Annotated in this window: 20 protein-coding genes and 1 pseudogene; 12 read left to right on the top strand and 9 right to left on the bottom strand. The window is 23.2% G+C overall.

The genetic code is table 4. From position 1 onward, the window contains the following. The first annotated feature begins 110 nt into the window (after positions 1-110). Both AACL24_RS08295 and AACL24_RS08290 read left to right on the top strand, forming a co-directional pair. Positions 111-1,091 carry an energy-coupled thiamine transporter ThiT gene (locus AACL24_RS08295; RefSeq protein WP_339046070.1) on the top strand — a complete coding sequence of 327 codons (981 nt, stop codon included), beginning with the start codon at positions 111-113 and terminating at the stop codon, positions 1,089-1,091. A 72-nt stretch (positions 1,092-1,163) separates the two neighbouring features. Then, complete coding sequence (locus AACL24_RS08290; RefSeq protein WP_339046068.1) at positions 1,164-1,346, top strand: hypothetical protein; 183 nt, start codon at positions 1,164-1,166, stop codon at positions 1,344-1,346. A gap of 29 nt (positions 1,347-1,375) precedes the next feature. Here the strand turns inward: AACL24_RS08290 and AACL24_RS08285 are convergent. The 6 genes and pseudogenes from AACL24_RS08285 to ligA all read right to left on the bottom strand — a co-directional run bounded on the left by AACL24_RS08285 (position 1,376) and on the right by ligA (position 8,177). After that, positions 1,376-2,205, bottom strand: a protein-coding gene (locus AACL24_RS08285; protein WP_339045885.1) for an IS5 family transposase whose coding sequence is annotated in 2 segments (ribosomal slippage) — positions 1,376-1,809 and positions 1,809-2,205 — 831 coding nt in all. Because the reading frame shifts where the segments join, the coding sequence is not laid out codon by codon here. Between the two features lie 75 nt (positions 2,206-2,280). Then, positions 2,281-2,787, bottom strand: a pseudogene (locus AACL24_RS08280) (transposase); the annotation flags it as partial. 173 nt (positions 2,788-2,960) lie between these two features. Further along, the gene (gene gatB, locus AACL24_RS08275; RefSeq protein ID WP_339046066.1) at positions 2,961-4,400 is read right to left on the bottom strand and encodes an Asp-tRNA(Asn)/Glu-tRNA(Gln) amidotransferase subunit GatB; all 1,440 of its coding nucleotides are present in this window, start codon (positions 4,398-4,400) and stop codon (positions 2,961-2,963) included. After that, positions 4,393-5,865: an amidase family protein gene (locus tag AACL24_RS08270; protein ID WP_252319184.1), complete on the bottom strand. Its 1,473-nt coding sequence runs from the start codon at positions 5,863-5,865 to the stop codon at positions 4,393-4,395. Before AACL24_RS08270 ends, gatB begins: the two co-directional genes overlap by 8 nt. Next, complete coding sequence (gene gatC / locus AACL24_RS08265) at positions 5,855-6,169, bottom strand: Asp-tRNA(Asn)/Glu-tRNA(Gln) amidotransferase subunit GatC (protein WP_338959780.1); 315 nt, start codon at positions 6,167-6,169, stop codon at positions 5,855-5,857. The genes AACL24_RS08270 and gatC overlap by 11 nt, the downstream gene beginning before the upstream one ends. Beyond that, positions 6,162-8,177: an NAD-dependent DNA ligase LigA gene (ligA, locus tag AACL24_RS08260; protein ID WP_339046063.1), complete on the bottom strand. Its 2,016-nt coding sequence runs from the start codon at positions 8,175-8,177 to the stop codon at positions 6,162-6,164. Before ligA ends, gatC begins: the two co-directional genes overlap by 8 nt. A 343-nt stretch (positions 8,178-8,520) precedes the next feature. Here ligA and AACL24_RS08255 point away from each other — a divergent pair, with 343 nt between their 5' ends. Then, positions 8,521-8,757 (top strand): hypothetical protein, encoded by a 237-nt coding sequence (locus AACL24_RS08255; protein WP_252319187.1) that lies wholly within the window; start codon positions 8,521-8,523, stop codon positions 8,755-8,757. A 61-nt stretch (positions 8,758-8,818) separates the two neighbouring features. Here AACL24_RS08255 and AACL24_RS08250 read toward each other — a convergent pair whose 3' ends face one another. Then, the gene (locus AACL24_RS08250) at positions 8,819-9,511 is read right to left on the bottom strand and encodes a superoxide dismutase (RefSeq protein WP_339046061.1); all 693 of its coding nucleotides are present in this window, start codon (positions 9,509-9,511) and stop codon (positions 8,819-8,821) included. A gap of 557 nt (positions 9,512-10,068) precedes the next feature. Here AACL24_RS08250 and AACL24_RS08245 point away from each other — a divergent pair. The 8 genes from AACL24_RS08245 to AACL24_RS08210 all read left to right on the top strand — a co-directional run bounded on the left by AACL24_RS08245 (position 10,069) and on the right by AACL24_RS08210 (position 18,256). Next, positions 10,069-10,773 (top strand): CPBP family intramembrane glutamic endopeptidase, encoded by a 705-nt coding sequence (locus tag AACL24_RS08245; protein WP_339046059.1) that lies wholly within the window; start codon positions 10,069-10,071, stop codon positions 10,771-10,773. A gap of 11 nt (positions 10,774-10,784) precedes the next feature. Then, positions 10,785-11,714 (top strand): RluA family pseudouridine synthase, encoded by a 930-nt coding sequence (locus tag AACL24_RS08240; protein WP_252319191.1) that lies wholly within the window; start codon positions 10,785-10,787, stop codon positions 11,712-11,714. A 156-nt stretch (positions 11,715-11,870) separates the two neighbouring features. Beyond that, entirely contained in the window at positions 11,871-13,784 is a 1,914-nt protein-coding gene (locus tag AACL24_RS08235) for a hypothetical protein (protein ID WP_339046056.1), read from the top strand. A 21-nt stretch (positions 13,785-13,805) separates the two neighbouring features. Continuing rightward, complete coding sequence (locus AACL24_RS08230) at positions 13,806-14,543, top strand: Abi family protein (protein ID WP_339046054.1); 738 nt, start codon at positions 13,806-13,808, stop codon at positions 14,541-14,543. 272 nt (positions 14,544-14,815) lie between these two features. Then, positions 14,816-15,175, top strand: coding sequence for a hypothetical protein (locus AACL24_RS08225; protein ID WP_339046052.1), 360 nt, complete (start codon positions 14,816-14,818; stop codon positions 15,173-15,175). 868 nt (positions 15,176-16,043) lie between these two features. Further along, positions 16,044-16,547, top strand: coding sequence for a Pycsar system effector family protein (locus AACL24_RS08220; RefSeq protein WP_339046050.1), 504 nt, complete (start codon positions 16,044-16,046; stop codon positions 16,545-16,547). A 235-nt stretch (positions 16,548-16,782) separates the two neighbouring features. Beyond that, positions 16,783-17,214, top strand: a complete 432-nt coding sequence (locus tag AACL24_RS08215) for an anthrax toxin-like adenylyl cyclase domain-containing protein (RefSeq protein WP_339046048.1) — start codon at positions 16,783-16,785, stop codon at positions 17,212-17,214. A 1-nt stretch (position 17,215) separates the two neighbouring features. Further along, complete coding sequence (locus AACL24_RS08210; protein ID WP_339046046.1) at positions 17,216-18,256, top strand: hypothetical protein; 1,041 nt, start codon at positions 17,216-17,218, stop codon at positions 18,254-18,256. On the opposite strand, the gene AACL24_RS08205 is transcribed toward AACL24_RS08210, so the two are convergent. Then, positions 18,231-18,434 (bottom strand): hypothetical protein, encoded by a 204-nt coding sequence (locus tag AACL24_RS08205; RefSeq protein WP_339046044.1) that lies wholly within the window; start codon positions 18,432-18,434, stop codon positions 18,231-18,233. The genes AACL24_RS08210 and AACL24_RS08205 overlap by 26 nt on opposite strands. Positions 18,435-18,439: 5 nt before the next feature. Beyond that, on the bottom strand, positions 18,440-20,296 hold the full coding sequence (locus tag AACL24_RS08200; protein ID WP_339046042.1) for a hypothetical protein: 1,857 nt from the start codon (positions 20,294-20,296) through the stop codon (positions 18,440-18,442). Between the two features lie 126 nt (positions 20,297-20,422). On the opposite strand from AACL24_RS08200, the gene AACL24_RS08195 reads away from it, so the two are divergent. Beyond that, complete coding sequence (locus AACL24_RS08195; protein WP_339046040.1) at positions 20,423-21,316, top strand: hypothetical protein; 894 nt, start codon at positions 20,423-20,425, stop codon at positions 21,314-21,316. Positions 21,317-21,321: the final 5 nt, after the last annotated feature.

Below are 21,321 nucleotides of genomic sequence, written 5' to 3'. Positions count from 1 at the left end.
CTTTTTTGTTATGTAAGATAAATTAAAGGAGTTATCATTTTATTATGTTTAAAGAACAACTATTAACAACTATCAATTATAATAAAGTTAAAAGCAAACTGGAGGTAGGAATGTTAATTAAAGCATCAGCCATTTTTAGTTTAATTACTCTTCTAACATTAACAGTTATTATTAGTATTTTACCTGCTAGTAGTATTAATCACTTTTTTAAAGTTACTACTATTACTGGTTGACAATTTTATAGCAGTAAAATTTATTTAATATTAATTCTTTGTTTATTATTAATTTCATCAATTTTATTATCTGTTATTACATGAACAGTTAAAATAGAAGATATTCATAAAAATATTGTTATTGTTACATTACTATCAATTTTTAGTATCAATCCCATTGCATTAATTTTTAATTTAATTAAACATTATCAATGACAAAAAGAAGAAACTTTTTCCATTTTAAAAACAAGATGATGAACTAATTTTAAATTTGCATTTGGTATTAAACGATGATTAGTTATTGATTATACAATTATTGGTTTATTTACTGGTGTAACTATTGCTTGTGCTTTTATTGAACAAAATTTATTACCAAAAATGCCATACGGCGGCGGTATTGCTATTAAATATATACCTTTAATGGTTATTAGTTATATTATTGGCTTTGCAGGTGGATGATTAACGGGTATGATTAGTGCTTTAATGTCATTATTATTTATTAGTGGTGGTTATGTTATTAGTGCTTGAAGTTATTTATTAGATTATTTTTTGCCAATGACAACACCCGCTATTATTTCATTATTACGTTTTAATTTAAAAGCTGATAAATCAATTTTTACTTATATTAATTATTTTTTACATTGTTTTTTAGTTTGTTTAATTATTTATTTTTGACAAACAATAGCAGGATATTTTATTTGATCACAAATTACTAATGCTGATGGAAGTAAAAATATTTGATCAGGATTTAATCCTCTTTTTTACTCATTAGTTTACAATTTTATTCATATTTTTTTGTTTACTTATCCAATTATGCAATTAACAATACCTTTTATTTATCGTGGTTTAGTTAGTCACTATGTAGAAAGATATCGTTAGAATAGTAATTCCAATTACTATTTCTTTTTTTAAATAGCGTTATAATATTAATTGATAGAAAGGGTGATTATAATGAAAAATGATGAAATAATCAAAGAAGATATTATTATTATGGATGGTAATATTAAATTAATGAATAAAGCATTAAATGAGAAAAAGGTTGTATTAGCAGCAATTGAATTAGGAAAACATGCTCAACATACAATTGATAGGACGTATTTCAAATGTGGATATAATTTAATTTTCTTTAAATAAAAGATAAAATATTAAATTATCAAATATATTTAAATTAATAATTGTAAATTATAAATTGAAGCTATTAAATTAAATCTTAATGCAAATTTTTTTCTTCTATTTCGATATTTTTCACTAATAATTTTAAATTTTTTAAGAATCGCAAAAACATGTTCAATAACAACTCTCATTTTTGAAATAGCCTTATTATTTTTCTTTTCTTCTTTAGTTAAAGGGTTTTTCTTTGATTTTCGTTTAGGTAATAAGACATTTTTATGTATGTTTTGTATACCTTGATATCCTAAATCTACTAAAATAGTTGTTTCTGATAAAAATTTCGTTTTTGAATTTTTTAAAATTTTAAAATCATGATTTTTACCATAAGAAAAATAAGAACTTATAATTTTTTTACTATCTTTTTCAATTATGACTTGAGTTTTTATTGTATGTTTTTTCTTTTTTCCTGAATAATATTGTTTTTGACTTTTTTTGGGCGTTGAATAGTACTTTCAGTCACATCAATGATAACTGTTTTATCTTTAAAATTATTATTTAACAGTGATTTTTGCCCATCAAGTTGTTGAAAATCAGGATGTTTTATTAAAGTATTTTCTATTCACTTGATATTCCTATAGCAACTACTTTCACTAATTCCATAACTTTTAGCAATATGAAAATAAGTTCGATACTCTCTTCAATATTCTAAAGTCATTAATAAACGATTTTCTAATGATAATTTATTAGGTGTACCACCATTTTTAAACTTTTTTACTTCTTCTGTCTTTAAAATTTCTAGAATTTTATTAAAAATAATATCATTTATACCAGTTAATCTTAATAATTCTGGATTGTTAATAGTTTTTAATTTATCAAACATCATAGATTACCTATCTATTAAAAATTTAATTTTATTTTAAAAATTAAATTTTTAATAGATAGGTTTTGCAAGAAGTCTACTATCTAATGGTCGATTTTGCCATGCTTTGACGTCATCAATAACATCATCAGTAATTTGACTAATAACACTTTCACTAATATCAGCACCATGATATAACTCTTGTAATTGCATTCTAATATCTGATAATGTCATACCTTTTGCATATAAAGAAAGAACTTGTTGATCAAAACCATCAAATCTTCTTTGTCTTTTTGCAACTATTACAGGATTAAAATTACTATTACGATCTCTTGGTACATCAATTTCAATTTTACCTTGTTGGGTTATTAATTTTTTTGAACTTATACCATTACGAGCATTGTCACTATTACTATGTTGATTCTTATCATATCCTAAATAATTTTGCATCTCAGAATTCAACATTTTTTCTACTAATCTTTTTGTTAATTCTTTATATAATCCTCCCTCTTTAAAAACTGTTGTTAAATCTTCAGTATTTTCTAATAATAAATCTACTGCTTGTGATATTGGATCATTGTTATTCATATTTTGCTTTTTAGCCATCTGTAACTCACTCTTTCTAGAAAATTAATTATATTTACTAGAACTAATATTTACTAGAACTAATTAAACATAGTTATTTTTGTAAGTTACACAGATTACTAAACATTACCAAAATTGATAATAAAAATATTCAAAGTATAATATAAAAATTCATAATTAAAAATTGATTGAAACTAATTATAGTTTTCAATCAATTTTTTTAATATTTCTTTAGAAACTTGTGGATTTGCTTGTCCTTTAGTTAGTTTCATTAATTGACCGATAAAAAATTTCATTGCTTTTTCTGGATTGACTTTATAAATAGTAATCATGTTTTCATTTGCTTTTAAAATTGTGATTAATATTTTTTCTAAATCATTACTATCACTTACTAAAGTAATACCTAATGTTCTAATAAGATCGGTAGGGCTTTTTTCACTATTAATCATAATTGCATTTAATAACTGTTTACTTTGTTTATCATTAATTTTTTGCTCATAAACTAGACTAACTAATTGTGATAGATTATTAGCAGTAAGTTCGCTGTTTTTAATAGTAGTGTTATTAGTATTACAATAAGCTTGCACAGGACCTACTAAATAATTAAAGGTAGGTAATGCTAAATTATTAATGACAACTGTTTGTTCAAAAATAGTTAATATTTCTACTTTGTCAATTAATAAATTAATATCTTTTGTTGGTAGATTGTATTGTTTTTTTAATCTTTCCATTATTTCTTTAGGCAATTCAGGAAGATTTTTAGCAATCATTTTGATTCATTTTTCGTCTAGTTGAATTGGAAAAATATTTGGTTCAGGAAAATATTTATAATCAATTTTATTTTCTTTGCTACGCATGCTAACGGTTTTATTAGTTTTTTCATCAAATCTTCTAGTTTCAAGATTAATTTTTTGTTTTTTATTTAAAATATTAGTTTGACGATTAATTTCATCATTTATTGCTAAAGTAATATTATGTGTAGAATTTAAGTTTTTAATTTCAACTTTGGTACCTAAAATATCACTACCATGTGGTTTTAACGATATATTAATATCACATCGTAATGAGCCTTCATTCATTTTAGCATCACTAACTTGTAAATGAATTAATAATTGACGTAGAGTATTAATATATGCTACTACTTGTTCACTTGTGTTAAAAATTGGTTTAGTAACAATTTCCAATAAGGGAATTCCCGCTCGATTATAGTCTAATAATGTTTTTTTATTATTATGAATTTGTTTTGCTGTATCTTCTTCAATATGTAAGCGTTCAAAATTAACAATAAATTCTTCATTATTTACAACTATTGGTAATTCACCATTTGTGCCAATTGGATGAAAAAATTGTGTGATTTGATAACCTTTAGGTAAATCGGGATAAAAATAACTTTTTCGATCAAAACGTAAGAGTGGATCAATATTCATTTTTAAAGCAGTACATGTTTGAATTGCCATTATAATAACAGCTTGATTAACTGTTGGTAATGTTCCTGGATATCCGCAATCAATGGCATTAATTTGAGTATTTGGTTTTTGACCAAAAGTATTGGCGGCGTTGGAAAAACATTTAGTTTTAGTTTTTAATTCACAGTGGATTTCAATACCCATTACAACATCATATTTATTATTCATGATCATCACCTAGTAGTTTATTATTAAAATTAATTTTTTTACTTAAAAATGAAGCAATATTCAATATAACTTGATCATTAAAAGGTGCACCATTAATATTAAAACCAATCGGTAAACCATTAACAGTAGTTAACGGAATATTAATGCTTGGTCCACCATTTAAATTAGAAAGTAGTAGTAAGTCTTCTAAATAATCATGTTCACTTTTAATAACTTTTTTCTGTTCTAATACATCTTTAATTTTTGGAGCTGGATTAATATTTGGCATAATAATGAAAGCATCATATTTTTTAAAGATAGTATTTAAATGTTCAACAATTAATCTTCTTACTTTTTTAGCTTTGTTAAATAATTCTTCTTGATGATTTTCAGATAAAGCATATGCACCAATAATGTATCTGCGTTTTACCATATCACCGAAACCAAATGTTCGTGAATTTGTCATAACTTCTTGATAATTTTTACCATTTTTACGAACACCAAAATTAATACCAGTTAGATTTGCGTGGCAACTAGTTGCTTCAGCAAAAGAAATAATCATATAGACTGGTAATAAAGATTGTAATAATTCTTTATTAAATTCAATTTGTTGAACTTTTGCACCACCATCAGTTAAATGCTTTATTGCTTCATCAAAACTAGATTTAACTATATCATTTCACTGATAATCATTATAATTTAAAATAGCAATATTTTTACCTTCTATATTTTGATTTAAGTTTTGAGTATAATCTTTTTCTTTACTTTGAACACTAGTAAAGTCTTGTTCATCAAATAAAGCAATACTATCCAAGACAATGGCAATATCTTCGACATGATTAGTAAATATACCAACTGTGTCTAAACTTGGAGCATAAGGAAAAACACCATTTCTTGAAATTAAACCATATGTTGGTTTAAAACCAACAATACCACAATAAGCGGCAGGTTTACGTATTGAATCACCAGTATCTGTTCCTAAAGCAAATGGTACAATTCCAGCAGCGACTAAAGCTGCACTGCCACTAGAACTACCACCAGTGATATGTTTTAAATTCCAAGGGTTTAAGACATGACCGGTAGCTGCATATAAACCATCTCCACCCATTCCTAGTTCATCAAGAGCAGTTTTAGCTATATTAATGGCTTTATTATTTGTTAATAACATATTAACAGTACTGTCATAATTAGGAATAAAATTAGCAAGAATTTTTGATGAACCTGTTGTTAAGAAATTAATAGTAGCAATATTATCTTTCATTACAAATGGAATTGCTGCTAATAAATTATCATTAATTTCTTGTTCAGTAATTGATTTTGTTTGTTTAATGGCATTTTGTTCCAGTGAAGTAACAACAGCATTTAATTTTTTGAATTGTTCTAATCGTTTGTATACTAATTTAGTTAATTGATCTGGAGTAAGTATTTTTGTTTTTAATAGTTCATGAAGTTGACGAATTGAAAGTTGGTGGTAATTAATTTTCATGATTAATCACCTGATTAATACTAATGTAATTATTTTCAACTTCTGGAGCAATATTTAAAACAGTTTTAGATGTTAAATGAGTTCCAACATTATCGGAACGTAATAAATTATTAATAATAGGAAATGGGTAATTTAAAGGTTCAATATCATTTGTATTAATATTTGTCACAATTTCCATTTGTTTTTCAATAGCTTTAAATTCTAGTAAAAGATTTTCACATTGTTCTTCGCTTAAATTGAACATAAGTTCGTTAGCAAATTCATGTAGCATTTTTGTTGTCATTTTCTTTTCAATTTTATCCATTTTTTGCTACCTCTTTCAATAAATTTTGTAATTGCTCTTCATTAATAATTTTAACATTAAGTTTGCGTGCTTGTGCTAATTTATTTCCTGGATTTTCTCCAACAATTAAATAAGAAGTATTATTACTAATAGTATTGGTAATTTTAGCACCATAGTTATTTAATAATTGAATAAATTCGTTACGACTTTTAGTTAAAGTTCCTGTTAAGACAAAAGTTTTACCATTCAATACTTGTGATTGGTTTTTTTGTAAATAATTAAAGTTAAGTTTAAAGTTTTGCAAGTTAGTAATTAGTTGTTGATTAGTAGGATTAAGGAAATAATCAATAACACTAGTAGCAATTGTTGGACCAATTTCATTAGTATTAGCTAGATCATCAAAGGTTGCTTCCATTAAGTTATTTAAAGTTAAATATTTTTTTGCAAGAATAATTGCTGTTTTTTGGCCAACATGACGAATTCCCAAACCGAATAAAAGTCTTTCTAAGGAATTTTGTTTTGATAGAATAATTGAATTAGCAAGATTAGTGAAAGATTTTTCACCAAAACGTGGTAATGATAGTATTTCTTTTCGTAAATTAACTAAATTGTAAATATCACTAATAGTTTTAATTCATTTTAAATCTAAAAAACGTAATAATATTTTTTCATTTAAACCAATAATATCCATAGCATTTCTTGAACAGAAGTGCATTAATGATTTAAGAATTCGTGATGGACAATCACTATTAATGCAAAATTGATCAACTTCTGGCGGAACTTGTTCCAATTTTGTTTTACACACTGGACAATGGATAGCTTTTTTAAAAATAATATTGTTTATTTGACGATTACTAATAATTGGCGCAATTACTTCTGGAATAATATCACCCGCTTTTTTAACACTTACTAAATCATTAATACGTAAATCACGATTAATAATATAATCACCATTATGAAGTGTGGCAAAAGTAACGGTAGTACCAGCAATTATCACTGGTTGTAATCTAGCATTATAGGTTATTTTTCCTGTTCTACCAACAGTTGGAAATATATCTAAAAGCTTAGTAACACTAGTAACAGCAGGAAATTTATAAGCTATTGCTCATTTTGGCGCCTTATTAGTTCTTCCTAACATATCATAACTGGTTAGATCATTAATTTTAATGACAATACCATCAATTTCATATGGTAATGTATTTCTTAACTTTTCATATTTATGAATATAAGTTCATACTTCTTCAATATTTTTACATAACTGTCATTGTTCATTAATTTTGAAACCATATTTTTGTAAGGTAAATAATGCTTGTTCATGGGTTTTAATATTATCATTAGTAGCATTAATATAATAGTAAAGAAAACCATCTAATTTTCTTGAATTAACAATATTAATATCAAGTTGGCGAATAGTACCGGCTGCAGCATTGCGAGGATTAGCAAAGAGTGGTAAGTTTTGTTGTTGTTGTTTTTCATTAATGCGATTAAATTCTTCTTTACTTAAATATATTTCTCCTCTTACTTCTAATTTAGAATTAATTGGTATTGTTTTTGGTATTGTTTTAATTGTCAAAATATTATTGGTAATGTCTTCACCAGCAATACCATCACCTCTGGTAGCAGCAGTTTTTATTTTTCCTTTTTCATAAGTTATAGAAATTGATAGACCATCAATTTTTAGCTCACAAACATATTCAATGTTATTTTCTGATAATGTTTTTTTAATTTGTTGATCAAATTTTAGTAAATCTTCATAGTTAAAGGCATTACCCAAACTTAGCATTGGTTGTTGGTGAAAAATTTTTGTTAAAGAATTAAGTGGTTTATTACCAACAGTTTTAGTTGGAGAATCATTACTATTAAATTGGGGATATTGTTCTTCTAATTTTATTAATCTATGATAGGCGCTATCATAAAGTTCGTCACTAACAGTAGGTTTATCTAAAACATGATATTCATAATTTCATTGTTTAATTTGGTTTCTTAATTGTATTATTTCATTTTTAATATCATTATTTTTGTTACTCATATTACTTTCTCCCCTAATTGGTTTGTTAATAAGACATAATTAATTATAAATGAATTATTACTTTAATTGTAATCTTGTTTTATAAAAGTATAATTTAGTAATGTAAATAAAATAAATAAATAATAATATACATTTTTTTAAAAAAATGATTATAATAAAATTAGTATTAAAAAATAATGGCTAATTAAGTATTTAGTTTTTAAACTCCTGTTAATTTTATTTTGACTTAAAGGTTTTTTTATATAACTAGACACATTTTTTAATATTAACCTTTGATAAGTTTTAAGTATAGTATTAAAACTAAAAATAATTACTTTAATTTTATATGAGTTAGGAGTAAGTTATGAAAGATACATATGCATCTGTTCGTTTAGCACAAAAGCCAGAAAATGCTTTTGCTTGTCATCGATGTGGTAGGGTTATTTTAATTGCCGAATTTTTAGAAGCAAAAAATATTCAATTGAATTGTAATCGATGTGGTTTTAAAAAGCATGTTGAAAAAATTAAAATAGAAAAAAAAGCAGAAATTGAAAAAACTAGAATTGCTGCTATTTCTTCGAAAAATTCTTCTAAAAAATAATTTAGATTAGATTAATATTAATAATATTATAAAAAAAGAACTCAATTGAGTTCTTTTTTACTTATTTTTTAGTTTTTTCATTTAAATACTCTTGATAATTGTTATTTACTTGTTCTCAATTGATAACTTTTAATAATGCTTGTAAGTATTTCTCTTGTTCGTTTTTATATTGTAGATAATGTGCATGTTCTCATACATCAATAGCGATCAATGGATACATATTCAAGAATCATGGATTGTCTTGATTAAAAGTTTTGTATAGTCTTAATGTACCATTATTGTCAATTACTAATCATGCTCAACCACTTCCAAAAATATCTATGGCAGTTTTTGTTAAAGCAGCTTCAAATTTTTCATAAGATTCAAAGCGATTAATTATTGCTTTACCAATAGCTGATTTTTCATTAAAACCTTTATTTTTCCCCAATAGTGAAAAGAAAAGATTATGATTAATTACTCCCCCACCAAATTGTCGAATGCTACTTTGTAATTTTTTTACATTACAAGTTTCTTTATCCTCACATATATCTTCTAATTTACAATAATTACTTAATAAACGATTTAGTTCCCCTTTAGTTTCAATATTATAATCAGAAAAAACTTTCGGATGTTTATCCATCACTAATTTTAAAGAAGTTAAATATTTCTTATGAAGTTCTTCATAATGATGTTTCATTGTTTCTTGTGAAATATAAGGTTCTAAAGCATCATAATTATATGGTAAATCGATAATATTAATCTTGTATTTAGGCATTCTTTTCTATCCTCCTTTTCTTTTTAAACTCTTCACATATAAATATTGCATTACATTATAATAAATTAATGTAAAATTACAAGTTTATTATATTACAAGATTTCTCACTATATGTTATACTAAAAATTAATATTAAATACTAATTTTACTAACAAAGGGTGAAAGTTTTCGTGCAGTACTTATACATGTTTAATAAAAAATCTAATCAAATTAATGTTTCTCACAACAATGATATCATACGTAGAATTAATGTAAACCAAACTGATAACATTAATAGTAATAATTTAGAAAAAAATGAACAAAAACAGTCATTTATTGATAAATTTACTTCAAAATCACTTAGTTGTGATGACACCAATAACTTTAATTTCAAAACAGCCAGTTGAACTCTAACAATAATTTATCTTATATCTTTTATTATAATTCCAATTCTTTATAGTTTAATCAAAACTTATGCTGTAAAAGATACTAGTCAAAGTTCATTTCTTAGTCTTTTTATTTTTAGTTTATTGCCAATTTTTGGGTTAGTTGTTTCACTTGGTATTGATTGAGAAACTATGATTAAAAAAGGTGGGTGGGCTGCTTATAGTCATAGCGTATTTGGTTTTATTAGTGTAGTATTTGTTCTTTTATTTTTTATTGCAACAAAAGTTATTAGTGGTAAAGATGATGATGTAACTTCGCTTGCTACTACATTTTTAATTCAACAATTATTTCAATTGTTAGGATCAATTTTAGTATTAATATTTTGTAGATCATTACGTGAGAGAATTATTACTACTTTAAAAGAAGCAAAATTAGATTTAATAACTTGAGTTACCATTTTTGCTGTTATTGGTACTATTTTAAATATTATTTTCAACATAATTCCTAAATTTAGTGAATTTAATATGTTAACAAGTAATAATACTTCAAAAAATCAAGATGTTTTAAACTTATTAATGAATACTCCATATGGCATTTTTGTTTTAGTTCTTAGTACTATTTTTATTGCTCCAATTAATGAAGAAATATCATATCGTCATGGTACTTTTACCATTGTTCGTTATCGTTGGTTAGCATATGCTGCTTCATTAATTTATTTCCCATCAATTCATGTTATGGATAGTGGTGATTGAAATAATATTATTGGTTATTTAGGATTTAGTATTATATTACCCTTATTATTTATAATGACACGCGGTAATACTACATATACTATTGGTTTACATGCTTTTTCTAATCTAATTGCAACTATTTCTGGTTTTATTAATAAAAATTAAAAGGAGAAATTATGACTACCCTAACAATTACTGCCAATGATGCTGATCAAACTTTAATTAATTATTTAAAAAAAGTATTTAAAACACTACCACTGTCAAAAATTTATCGTTTATTTAGAACAAAAAAAATCAGAGTTAATAATAAAACTACTACTGATTTTAAATATCGCTTACAAGAAAATGATTTAGTAGTCATTTATGAAAGTAATTTAGTTGTTAACTATAAACCAGAAAAAATTACTAAAGAAGCACCAATTGAATTGTTTTATGAAGATGATAATTTTTTAATTGTTAATAAAGATCATAATATTGTTGTCCATCAACCATATGGTTCTTGCTTAGATAACATGGTAAAATATTATTTACAACAAAAATATCCGAAGAAGAAACGTGAGCAAACATTTAATATTAGTCATCAGTATCGTTTAGATAAACTAACTAAGGGTTTAATTATTTATCCGAAAAATAAAATGACACAAAATGCATTTCATAATGCTACCAAAAATGGTCAAATTATTAAAAAATATTTGGCTATTTGTTCTGGCCAATTAACTAAAAATTTAAATATTTCTGGTTATATTACTCATGATGAGTTAACAATGAAAATGAAATTTTCAATTGAACCAAGTGAACAAAGTAAAAGTTGTAGCACCATCTTTACACCAATATTTAATACTAAAGACTTTACTTTAGTTGAGTGTCAATTAGTTACTGGTAGAAAACATCAAATTCGTAGTACTTTACAATTTTTAAATTTACCAATTGTTGGTGACACTAAGTATGGGTCAACAATAGTTACTCCTAATAAAATTGCATTATTTGCTTATTATTTATCATTTAATGATTTAGAAGAACCATTTACTTATTTGAATGATCAAAATTTTATAATAAAAGATTTAAAAACAGATTTAATTAAACAGATTAAAAAAGAAAAATGATAAAATTAATCTATACTAATATATAGAATACATTTTTATTTTTTTGCTATTTTTTTTATTTTTAATAGTGATTAATAATATTGAACTTTTAATTTTGGGTTGTTAACATATTTAAGTAAAAAACAAAATTAGTTTTATTTATATAGATTGGGTGAAGTAATGACAACTAAAAAAGGTATTTTTAATACAATTGTTGGTGTTATCGTGACAATTGTTATCTCTATTTTACAGTTAACTTTTCTTTATGTTACTGGTTTAGCATACGGTGAAAAAATTAATGGTTTAATTCGTGTTATTATTTCTTTTTTGACTTACCTTAGTTTGACAGAAGGAGGACTTGGTTTAATTACCATTTTTTCTTTATATCGTCCTTTACAAAATGATGATTATGAAACCGTCAACGATATTATTAATACGACAAGAAAAAATTATCATCATTCAGGAAGAATATATTTAATTATTCTTGTCAGTGCTGGTTTTATTTTAGGATTAGCTAGTGTTCATTTACCAGAAATTGGTTTAGATATGGAAATTCCTTTTTGACAAGTAGCACTTATTATTATTTCTTTAGGATCACGTGAATTAATCTTTTTTTATTTTAGTGGTGCTTATCAAAATTTAATTCAAGCTGATCAAAAAGGTTATTTAAATCGTTTAATTTTTATTTTTTCAGAGATTATTATGTATATTTTACTAATGACGTTATTAGTTATTAGAAAATCTGATGGTAAACCAATAGATATGTATATTCCTTTTTTTGCTTATTTTGTTTGTGGTGTATTAAAAGCATTTGTTACTTTTATCGTTATTAAAATTGAATATCCATGATTACAACATAAAAAATGAACACAACAAAAAAGGATGCTAAAACAATCATGATGAGTAGCCCTGAATCGTTTACCTGACATGATTATTTCTAACATTGATATTATTTTAATTACTTTATTTTTATCACTGACAACAACATCAATTTACACTATTTATATTATTATTGCCACAACAATGCGCTCAATTGCTTTAATTTTAATTAGTTCTTTTCGCGAAGTTTTTGGATATTGAATTGCCAAAAGTGGACGAATTAGATGAACTGTGTATACTAAATTTGAGTTATATGCTTATATGATTGCTGGTTTTTTATTTATTAATCAATTTATTATTACTCAATATTTAGTGTCTGTTTTAAGTATTACAAATATTAATAATTCTGATGGTAATTTTGATTCTTCAAAAAATCTTTTTATTAATTTATTTTTGTCACAACCATGATTTATTTTACTTTTATCTTTAAAAAATACAATTCAAGTGGCAACCGAACCAGGAAAAGTTATTGTAAATGCTACTGTAAAATACAAAGAAACAATTTGAGGTTCATATATTCAATCAATAATAAATCTTGTTTTAGGTGTTATTTTGGGTTGAATACTATCAAATTTAGGTTGAAAACATCAAAGTTATCAATATTTATCATTAAGTTTATATATGATTCTTTTATCAAGTTGTATTGGTTGGGTTTATCGTTTAATTTCAATCTGAGTTTATGTTTGAAAACATTTGACGTATAATAGTGATTTACGTTTTATTATTCAAAATACTTTAGTTTTAATTATTCCAATTTTAGCAGTAACATTATTTGGATGCCTTTATTTCTTTGACAAATATCCACCAACATATAATTTCACAGATTATAGTTTTGTATTACGAGTTATCGGTTATTCATTATTGTATTCATCAATTTTAATTTTTGGTTTAGCAATGACTATTAATTTTCGTCAGTTTTGATCAATTTTTAATTTTAAGAAATTCTTTACTAATTTATTTTCACGTAAACGTAAGCAAAAAGCATTTATGAATCAAGAAGTACAAGAATTTTTTAAAGATAGTAATAAAGCCAAAAATAACTTTACTAATAAAACATTTGATTGAACTGCTACTTATCAAAGTACCAATATGAACGTTGATGACTTTATTGAACAAGAGTTGTTACGAAGAAAAAAAGAAGTAGATATTAAAAGTGAAACAAAAGAATCTGAAAATTCTTCTATTCGTGTTGGTATTTATAAAATTAGAGGTTAGTTTATTTAAGGAGTGAATTACATGTTATTAAATAAAAAATGATTTGCAGAAAATATTGTTGAAGAAAAATATTTAGAATTATTAAAGCGTAATTATCCTCAACATCAACTTAAAGATTTATTATTATTAAACATTGATTTACGTTTATTGTATTTAAAACATATTTTAATGATTGAAAATTCTTTAAAAAATGCTTTATTACATCAACTTTTTAATGATAATGTTCAAAATTTAGATAATGCTACTTTTCTTAATCCAGAACACCTAGCTCAAATGAAAACAGCTTTACGTTTGATTCGTGCTGGTTATAATAAATATAATAGAAGTGGTGTTTTAAAATCACGAACAATACGCAGTTTAATAGAAGTTATGTCATTTGAATGAACAATGAAATTATTACAAACTTTAAATGATAAAAGTATCGCTAAGATTGCTTATTATTTTGGTATCAAAGAATTTAATGATAGTAAAATTTTATTAGAACAGTTAGAGTATATTAAAGATGTTCGTAATTATTTATCACATAATTTTAAAGTATTAGCAATTCAATTTAAGTATAAAGAACGGTTCGCTTATTATGAACAAACTTTAAATGCCAATAATGATCATCATTATTTGCACTTATTAATTACTCGTTTTTCTAGTAAAAACCAATTACTAGTGCCATTTAATGTTGATTATGAAAATTTATTTGATAGTTATGATGTTAAAATTCATGATTGTGTTAAGGAAGATAATCAAAGTATAATCCATACTTAGTATAGAAAAATTATTAAATTTTAGTAGATTTAATTTAATAAGTATATTATAATGATATCAATTAATTACTAGTGTAAAATAAACCATTGTCATTTTTTAAATGACAATGGTTTATTTTATTTAGAATTAATGAAACTTGAAGAAAGTAGGAAAAAAATGAAATCAGAGTATAATGAAAAAAAGATTTAAATATTACAGAATTAAAACGACTTGATTTATTAAAAGAGTTATTTCCCGAAGAAATTATTAGTAAAAAAAATCTTTTTCAGATAATGAATCATTTTTATAAAAACTTAGAAGTAAAATATAAAGGTATATCTAATTATTTTGCTCCAACTATTGAAAAAACTGAAAATAGTATATTACTTAATACAATTTTTAATTTAAATAAAATGAAAATCACAGATAATATACAAAAGGGTTTTTTAAATTGTTTATTATTGAAAGGTAATGTTGAACAATTATATGCAAGTTTGTTAAAAATATCAGAAGTACAAAAGGCACTTGATCAATTTATTGAAAGAAATAGTCAATCAGTTACAAAAAGTTTTTCTGCAACAGTAGTATTAGATATCAATAAAGAAGATACAGTATCTACTTCCGTTATTGAAAAAAATAATATTTCTTTATAATTAATTATATTTATAAACTTAAAATATTAGAAAATAATAAAAAAACATTAAAGAAAATGGCTTAAATATTTAAATATTTTATTAAAAAAAGAATTATAAAAATTACTATTATCCTATTTAAAATTTATTTAAATAGGATATTTTAAGTTATAAAAATAATTAGAAATACTTAATTGTTTATTTGATAGTATGTTGTAAATAATTAATAATTTTGCTTTTTTATATAAAATATAATATTAAATTAATAAAAAGAATAAATTTATCAAAATATAATTTGATATTGATAGTTGAAGATAAAAAATAAAAACGTTATACTATCTCTGGAGTTAAATGGTAAAAGAATTAGTGTTAAATATATTTAAATATATTAATTATTAATGTTTTAAATTATTATCAAAATAGTATTTAAAAATATTAACAAAAGTTAATTTATAATTAAAGTCAATTTTTATTAACAATATTAAAATATTAATGTAATTTTATAATTAATAATAACTTACAGTCAAATATTAATTTAATTGAATATGCTTTTATAAAACATTCTAATGTTTAAAAATTTTCTTATCAAAAACCATAAAAATAATCTTAGTTTGAAAAAACCAAAAACTATTTTTTAGATAGTTTTTTATTAATAGTTAATAATAATTATCAAAGTTTGCAAAAAATCATCATAATGTTTTATAAAACAAAATTAAAAATAAACTTGATAAAAATAATTTCAAAGATAAGAATAGTTATTGTTTTTTTAGTTACACTTAAAAATTTAAATGTAGCTTAAAGAAATAGAAATTAAAAAAAATAAAATTTAATTATTAATTTAATTTATTTTTTATTTAAATCAATAACTAATAAAAAGGAATTTTAACTAATGAATGACAATGAAGTTAATTTACTAAATGAAATTAAAAAACAAATAGAAAGATTTGATGGAAAGGCTAGCATATTATCAGCTATTGCCGGTGCTCTTTTAGGACTGTCTTTTGGTTGAATACCAATATTTAAAAATATTGAAAATTGTAATATAACAATTAAAACATGTTTTTTATTTACTTTTGTACTTTTATATGTAGTGTTTTTATGTTTAGCATTTTTATTTTTTATTTTAACAATTTTTCCAAGAAGTACACCTAAAAAACTTAATAAAATAAGAAAAAATGATTATACTCTTTATTATAAAGATTTACAAAAAATGAAACGTGATAGTATTAAAGAAATAATTTTACAAGATCAAGAAACTGACTTATTGAAACGAATTCAAATTAATTCTATTATAGCTTGTAAAAAACATAAAATGTTAGTTTTAGGCATTTTATTTTTGATTTTATCAACACTTTCAATAGTTATTTCACTTTTACTTTATATGTTTATATAAAATAAACTAGAAAAATTAATAAAAAAGACTATTTTTAAAAATAGTCTTTTTTCCTTTTTGTTTTTAAAAATGTGTACACTTATTTAGGATATTTTTTATAAAATTAGAAAAATAATTCCAAAAATATTGATAAATTAATGTTTTAGTTACAAAAAAAGTAATAAAAAAGAAAAATTCTTTTCTTTTTTTGAAGTGTAATTAACAGATAAAAAGAAAGAAGGAGAAATAAAAAACTATGGAAATTTATGTTAATGATGAAGTTAAACAATGCAAAAATAATGGAATTTTTGAAGAACATTTTGCAGGTTTTATTAAAACTGCTCAAGAAGAAAATGTAGTTCTTATTGTAAGAAATGTTAATCCAATAACAAAAGTATTAATACCTCAAAAATATCCAGCAAAACATTTTAGTATTAAAAATAAAAGTTCTGATTGAGGTGTACAATCTGGCTTTATAATTTCTTTAGATGAGTTAACATTTTTAAGCAAAATAGGATTAAAAGATAATGAAACACAAACTGAAAAAATAAATCTTCTTTGTAAGAAATTTTCAATAAAATTAAATAAAAATAATAAAGATAATAAAATAAATCCTGTTTCTTTAAAATTAAAAAATAATGAAACTATTTTAAAAATCACTAATGAACATTTTTTTTTTATTAGTTAATATGGAAAAATTTGGAATTATTGATGCTGAATTTTTTTTGGATGAAATTTTTGTTAAATGTTGTCAACCAAAAAATAAAAAAAACGAGATAGTACTTTATTTAGAAAAAGAAAAAAATAATAATACATATAATGTTTATTATATTTTTGCGCTTGATGAAGAAAATAATATTAAAAATTTAAATAATAGAGATTTAAAAGAAATAATAGAAATTGAAAAAAATAATTTAATTTATTTTCCAATTTCTATTTTTTGTCAAGAAATTTCTAAAGAAAAAAAACCAATAATTCCTGATTATGATCTTTTTGCAGTTTGTTGAACAATAGATGAATCAATAAAATATCATCAACCACCAATACCTACTAATTCATTTGCAGCATTGAAAATAGATAGTTGATCAAATAGTTATAGAGAAAGAGATTTGAGTAAAATTTTTAAAAAAGGTCATAATTATGAAAAATTTTTTGATTTTAGATACTCTTTAGAAATATTAAATACTTTAGAAAACAAAGTATTTCTTGATAAATTAAGTAAAAATTTGGGTTATGAAGAGGGAATAAATGATCAATTATGTCCAATTCAGCATTCTTTTGAACTTGTTAATATTAACGTTAGAGATTTTAATGAAAATTTTTATACATTTTTTTTACCTAATCAACAATTATTAATTGATTTTACATTTCCTAATGGAATAAAAGTAGATAAACAGACTATTTCTTATTTTGCTGTTTATGAATCTTTTAATGATGGAATTTTTTTATGAGAAAAATTTCTAGAACCTTTTTTGTTTTATATAAAAACAAAAGGATATTATGTTCCAAATAATTGTTTTGTAAAACAAACTGATTTTTTAGGTTTTGCTAATTCATTTAATCCTTGAGTTAGAAAAATAAGAGAAGAACAAAGTGAAAGACGGAAATCTAATGAACTAAGTTTATCACTTAATGTTGAAGCAGTAAATAGCTTAGAAAATGATAAACATAATTCCAAAAAAATAAAAGAGCAGTTATTTTTTATTAATTCACATTTGTCTTTGTGTTAGATTGCTTTTTTTTGAATTGTTGTTTTAAGTATCAATCATAAATAATAGCAATAATAGTTAAAATGAAACCAATACTAAGAAAACCAGAAATAATATAACCTAAAGTATTACCACGCGCTTCATTAATTGTTCAATTAACTGATAAATTTCTTAGATTATTAATTTCTGTTGCATTCATATTTTCTAGTTCCTTAGAATTATAATTAAGTTTAAAGCAGCATTTCATAATTTTATACCAGTATCAGTAGTTCAAAATTCAATAATAGGTAAATTATTACCATGATAAATAGTAAAATATTGTCAGTTGCTAATATTATTTCAATTAACAGTTTGTAGTAAATATACATTATTATTGCTTTTGGCATTTAATTTAAAAGTAGTTTTTGGTTTTAATGTTCATAAATTCATTTTATTCATAGTAGTACTATCAATAGTAATAATATTTACAAATTGAATAGTATTATCATAGTTAAAATTAATTGTAAAACCGTCATTAGTATTAGTGCTATTAATATCATATAAATTATTATTTACTATTCCAACATATTTAATATTAGTATTAGTACTATTATCTAGTGTTGGCAAAATATTTTGATTATATATTAATACATGGTAAGTTATTATTTCATCTTTAAATTTAATATTAATTTCAGAATTACTATTAATAATAGTTGTAATACTATTATTAATATTTGGTAATAATGGTTGATTATCATTAATAGTAATATCTTTTAGTTCATCATTAGTTACATTTAAAATTAGATTATTATTACTAATTCAATTATTAGTACGATTAACTGCAGTAAGTTTATCTTTATCAATATATGAATTAATAAAATTAGTCAATTGTTCATCTTTAGTTTTAGTAAATTTAATAGTATTAATTCGACTTCAATTGTTATTTTTACTATCACTTAGTAATAATTTACTTGTACTATTATTAATAAAACCAAGATTATCATTTATTCTTTGGAAATTGGCACAATAACCAATTTTAGTAAAAGCACCTAATTCATTTACAAAATAGCCAATTTCTTGTTCATCAATAAAAATACCTAAACCATCATGAAGTAAAATGAAATTACTCATATAATGTTCATTAATTTTTGTAAGTTTAATATCATTACTATCAGTAATGCTTAAATGATAAGGTTGTCCAAAAAATTTGGAGCTATTTTTGAGATTTACATTTAAAATTCCTTGATTGTTACCAGTCTTGCTAAAAAAAACAGTAGTAGTACTAAACAGTGGCTTCTTATTAATAATTAATGGTTTTGTTGTAGCATTACCATTATCTTCTATTGTTAAATAAAATAATTGACCATTAACATCACGAATAATGCCACCATTATTATTAATGGCAACAAAAGAATTTAATAGTATTGGATTAGGAACATTCATATTAATTGGCTTGATATTACCATCAACTTTTAGAATATAAGAATTTTGATCACCACCAACAAAAACACCAAAAGTAGCATTTATAGTAGTAAAACTAGTTTTACCTTTTCCATAATGATAGGGAGTAACTAAGTTAGTTACTTTTCCGTCTGTATTAATTAAGTCAGCACCAATATCGGTACTAACGATATTATTACCAAAGTTAGTAAAAGTATGATTTGGAGTTTCAATGGCAGTAGCATCATCACTAATACCATTTTTAGTCATTAAAAATGAATTATTAATAAAATTAGTATCATCACTTTTATGAAAATTATTTAAAGTAGCAATTCCTAAGTTATCATCAAATCTAATAAAATTATTAATTTGTAAGTCTAAATTATTATATGTGCCATCCTTATTTAATAAATAAGATTGTGCTTGTGACTTTGTAAAAATACCAGCAATAGAATTAGTTGAATCATTTTCATTTCAATTATAAAAATTTCCACTTTCAAAAGCTAAGGTTAAACTTTGTTCATTTAGGATAGTATTTTCTGATTTTATTTCTTTATGATGATAATTATTTATTTTCACTTGGCTTAAATTAGTAAAAGCGGCTAGTGAAATAGTAACTAGTGTATATAAAATTTTAAACATATTATCAATTCCTTTAATATAAACTAATATTAATTATAAAGATTTTGAAGATAGTGTATAGCAAAATAATAAAAATAAGTTACAATTTATATATGATATTTTTTAAATTAAGGAATGATTATAATTATGAAAAAAATTTTAACATTAATGGGTACTATTGCTTTTGGTAGTGGAATAGTAACGCCAGTTTTAGCTTGTTCTGATCAACAACAAGATAGTATTTTAAAAGCAATTACTAATGGTAATGGTAATTATAATGGTTGAGAATCAACTTTATCAAAAGTTGGTATTAAAAAACCAGTGGGTGTTCCTATTGATGGTCAAAGACCTGAAAAAGAACAAGTTATTGAAAATAAAGCATTAGAAAACAGTCTTGCACAAGCACTTGCCAAATTAATTTTAGATAAAGCAAATATTAACGAACCAACTTGATTTGATAGTCATTTAGAAGTAGGTACTAAATGTTATTATTTTACGATTGATAATGGTAAAATAGATGAATCAACAAAAGCAAGAACTTGAAATGTTGATACTTCAACTGGTAGAATTAGTATTAATATTACTTATCAAGTTGGAGTAGTAAATAATGATAAAAGTTTTAAAGTTGAACAATACATAAAAAAAACTTTTAATATAAAATGTTCTTATACACAAAGCGATTACATAGTTTATAGTTGTGTTACTGATGTTACTAAATTATCAGAACAAATAGTACCAATTAGTGTTGATGAAGAAACTAAACCTGATATTGATAAAACATATGCTGATTTTTCTCAAAAAACTAAAACTTTAGTTCAAGAAGGAATAAGTTTAGCATTAAATAATAATCCTTATGTTAATTCTGTTAATATTAATATCAAAGGAATTGATGGTCAAAAAGTTACAAGCTCTGGTCCTAATAAATTAGAACTTAAAGTTAATTTTGTGATTAGTTTTCAAGATTCATTAATTGACATGTCTTTACCTTCGCCTTATGATGATAGTAATTATGTTCCAACAATACTTCAATTTAATAGTTAAAAAGG

Source organism: Spiroplasma endosymbiont of Colias croceus (assembly GCF_964020095.1).
In the GTDB taxonomy this organism is placed as follows: domain Bacteria; phylum Bacillota_I; class Bacilli_A; order Mycoplasmatales; family VBWQ01; genus Spiroplasma_E.
The sequence above is the reverse complement of the archived record's forward strand: the minus strand, read 5'-3'. Positions and strand labels throughout refer to the sequence as shown.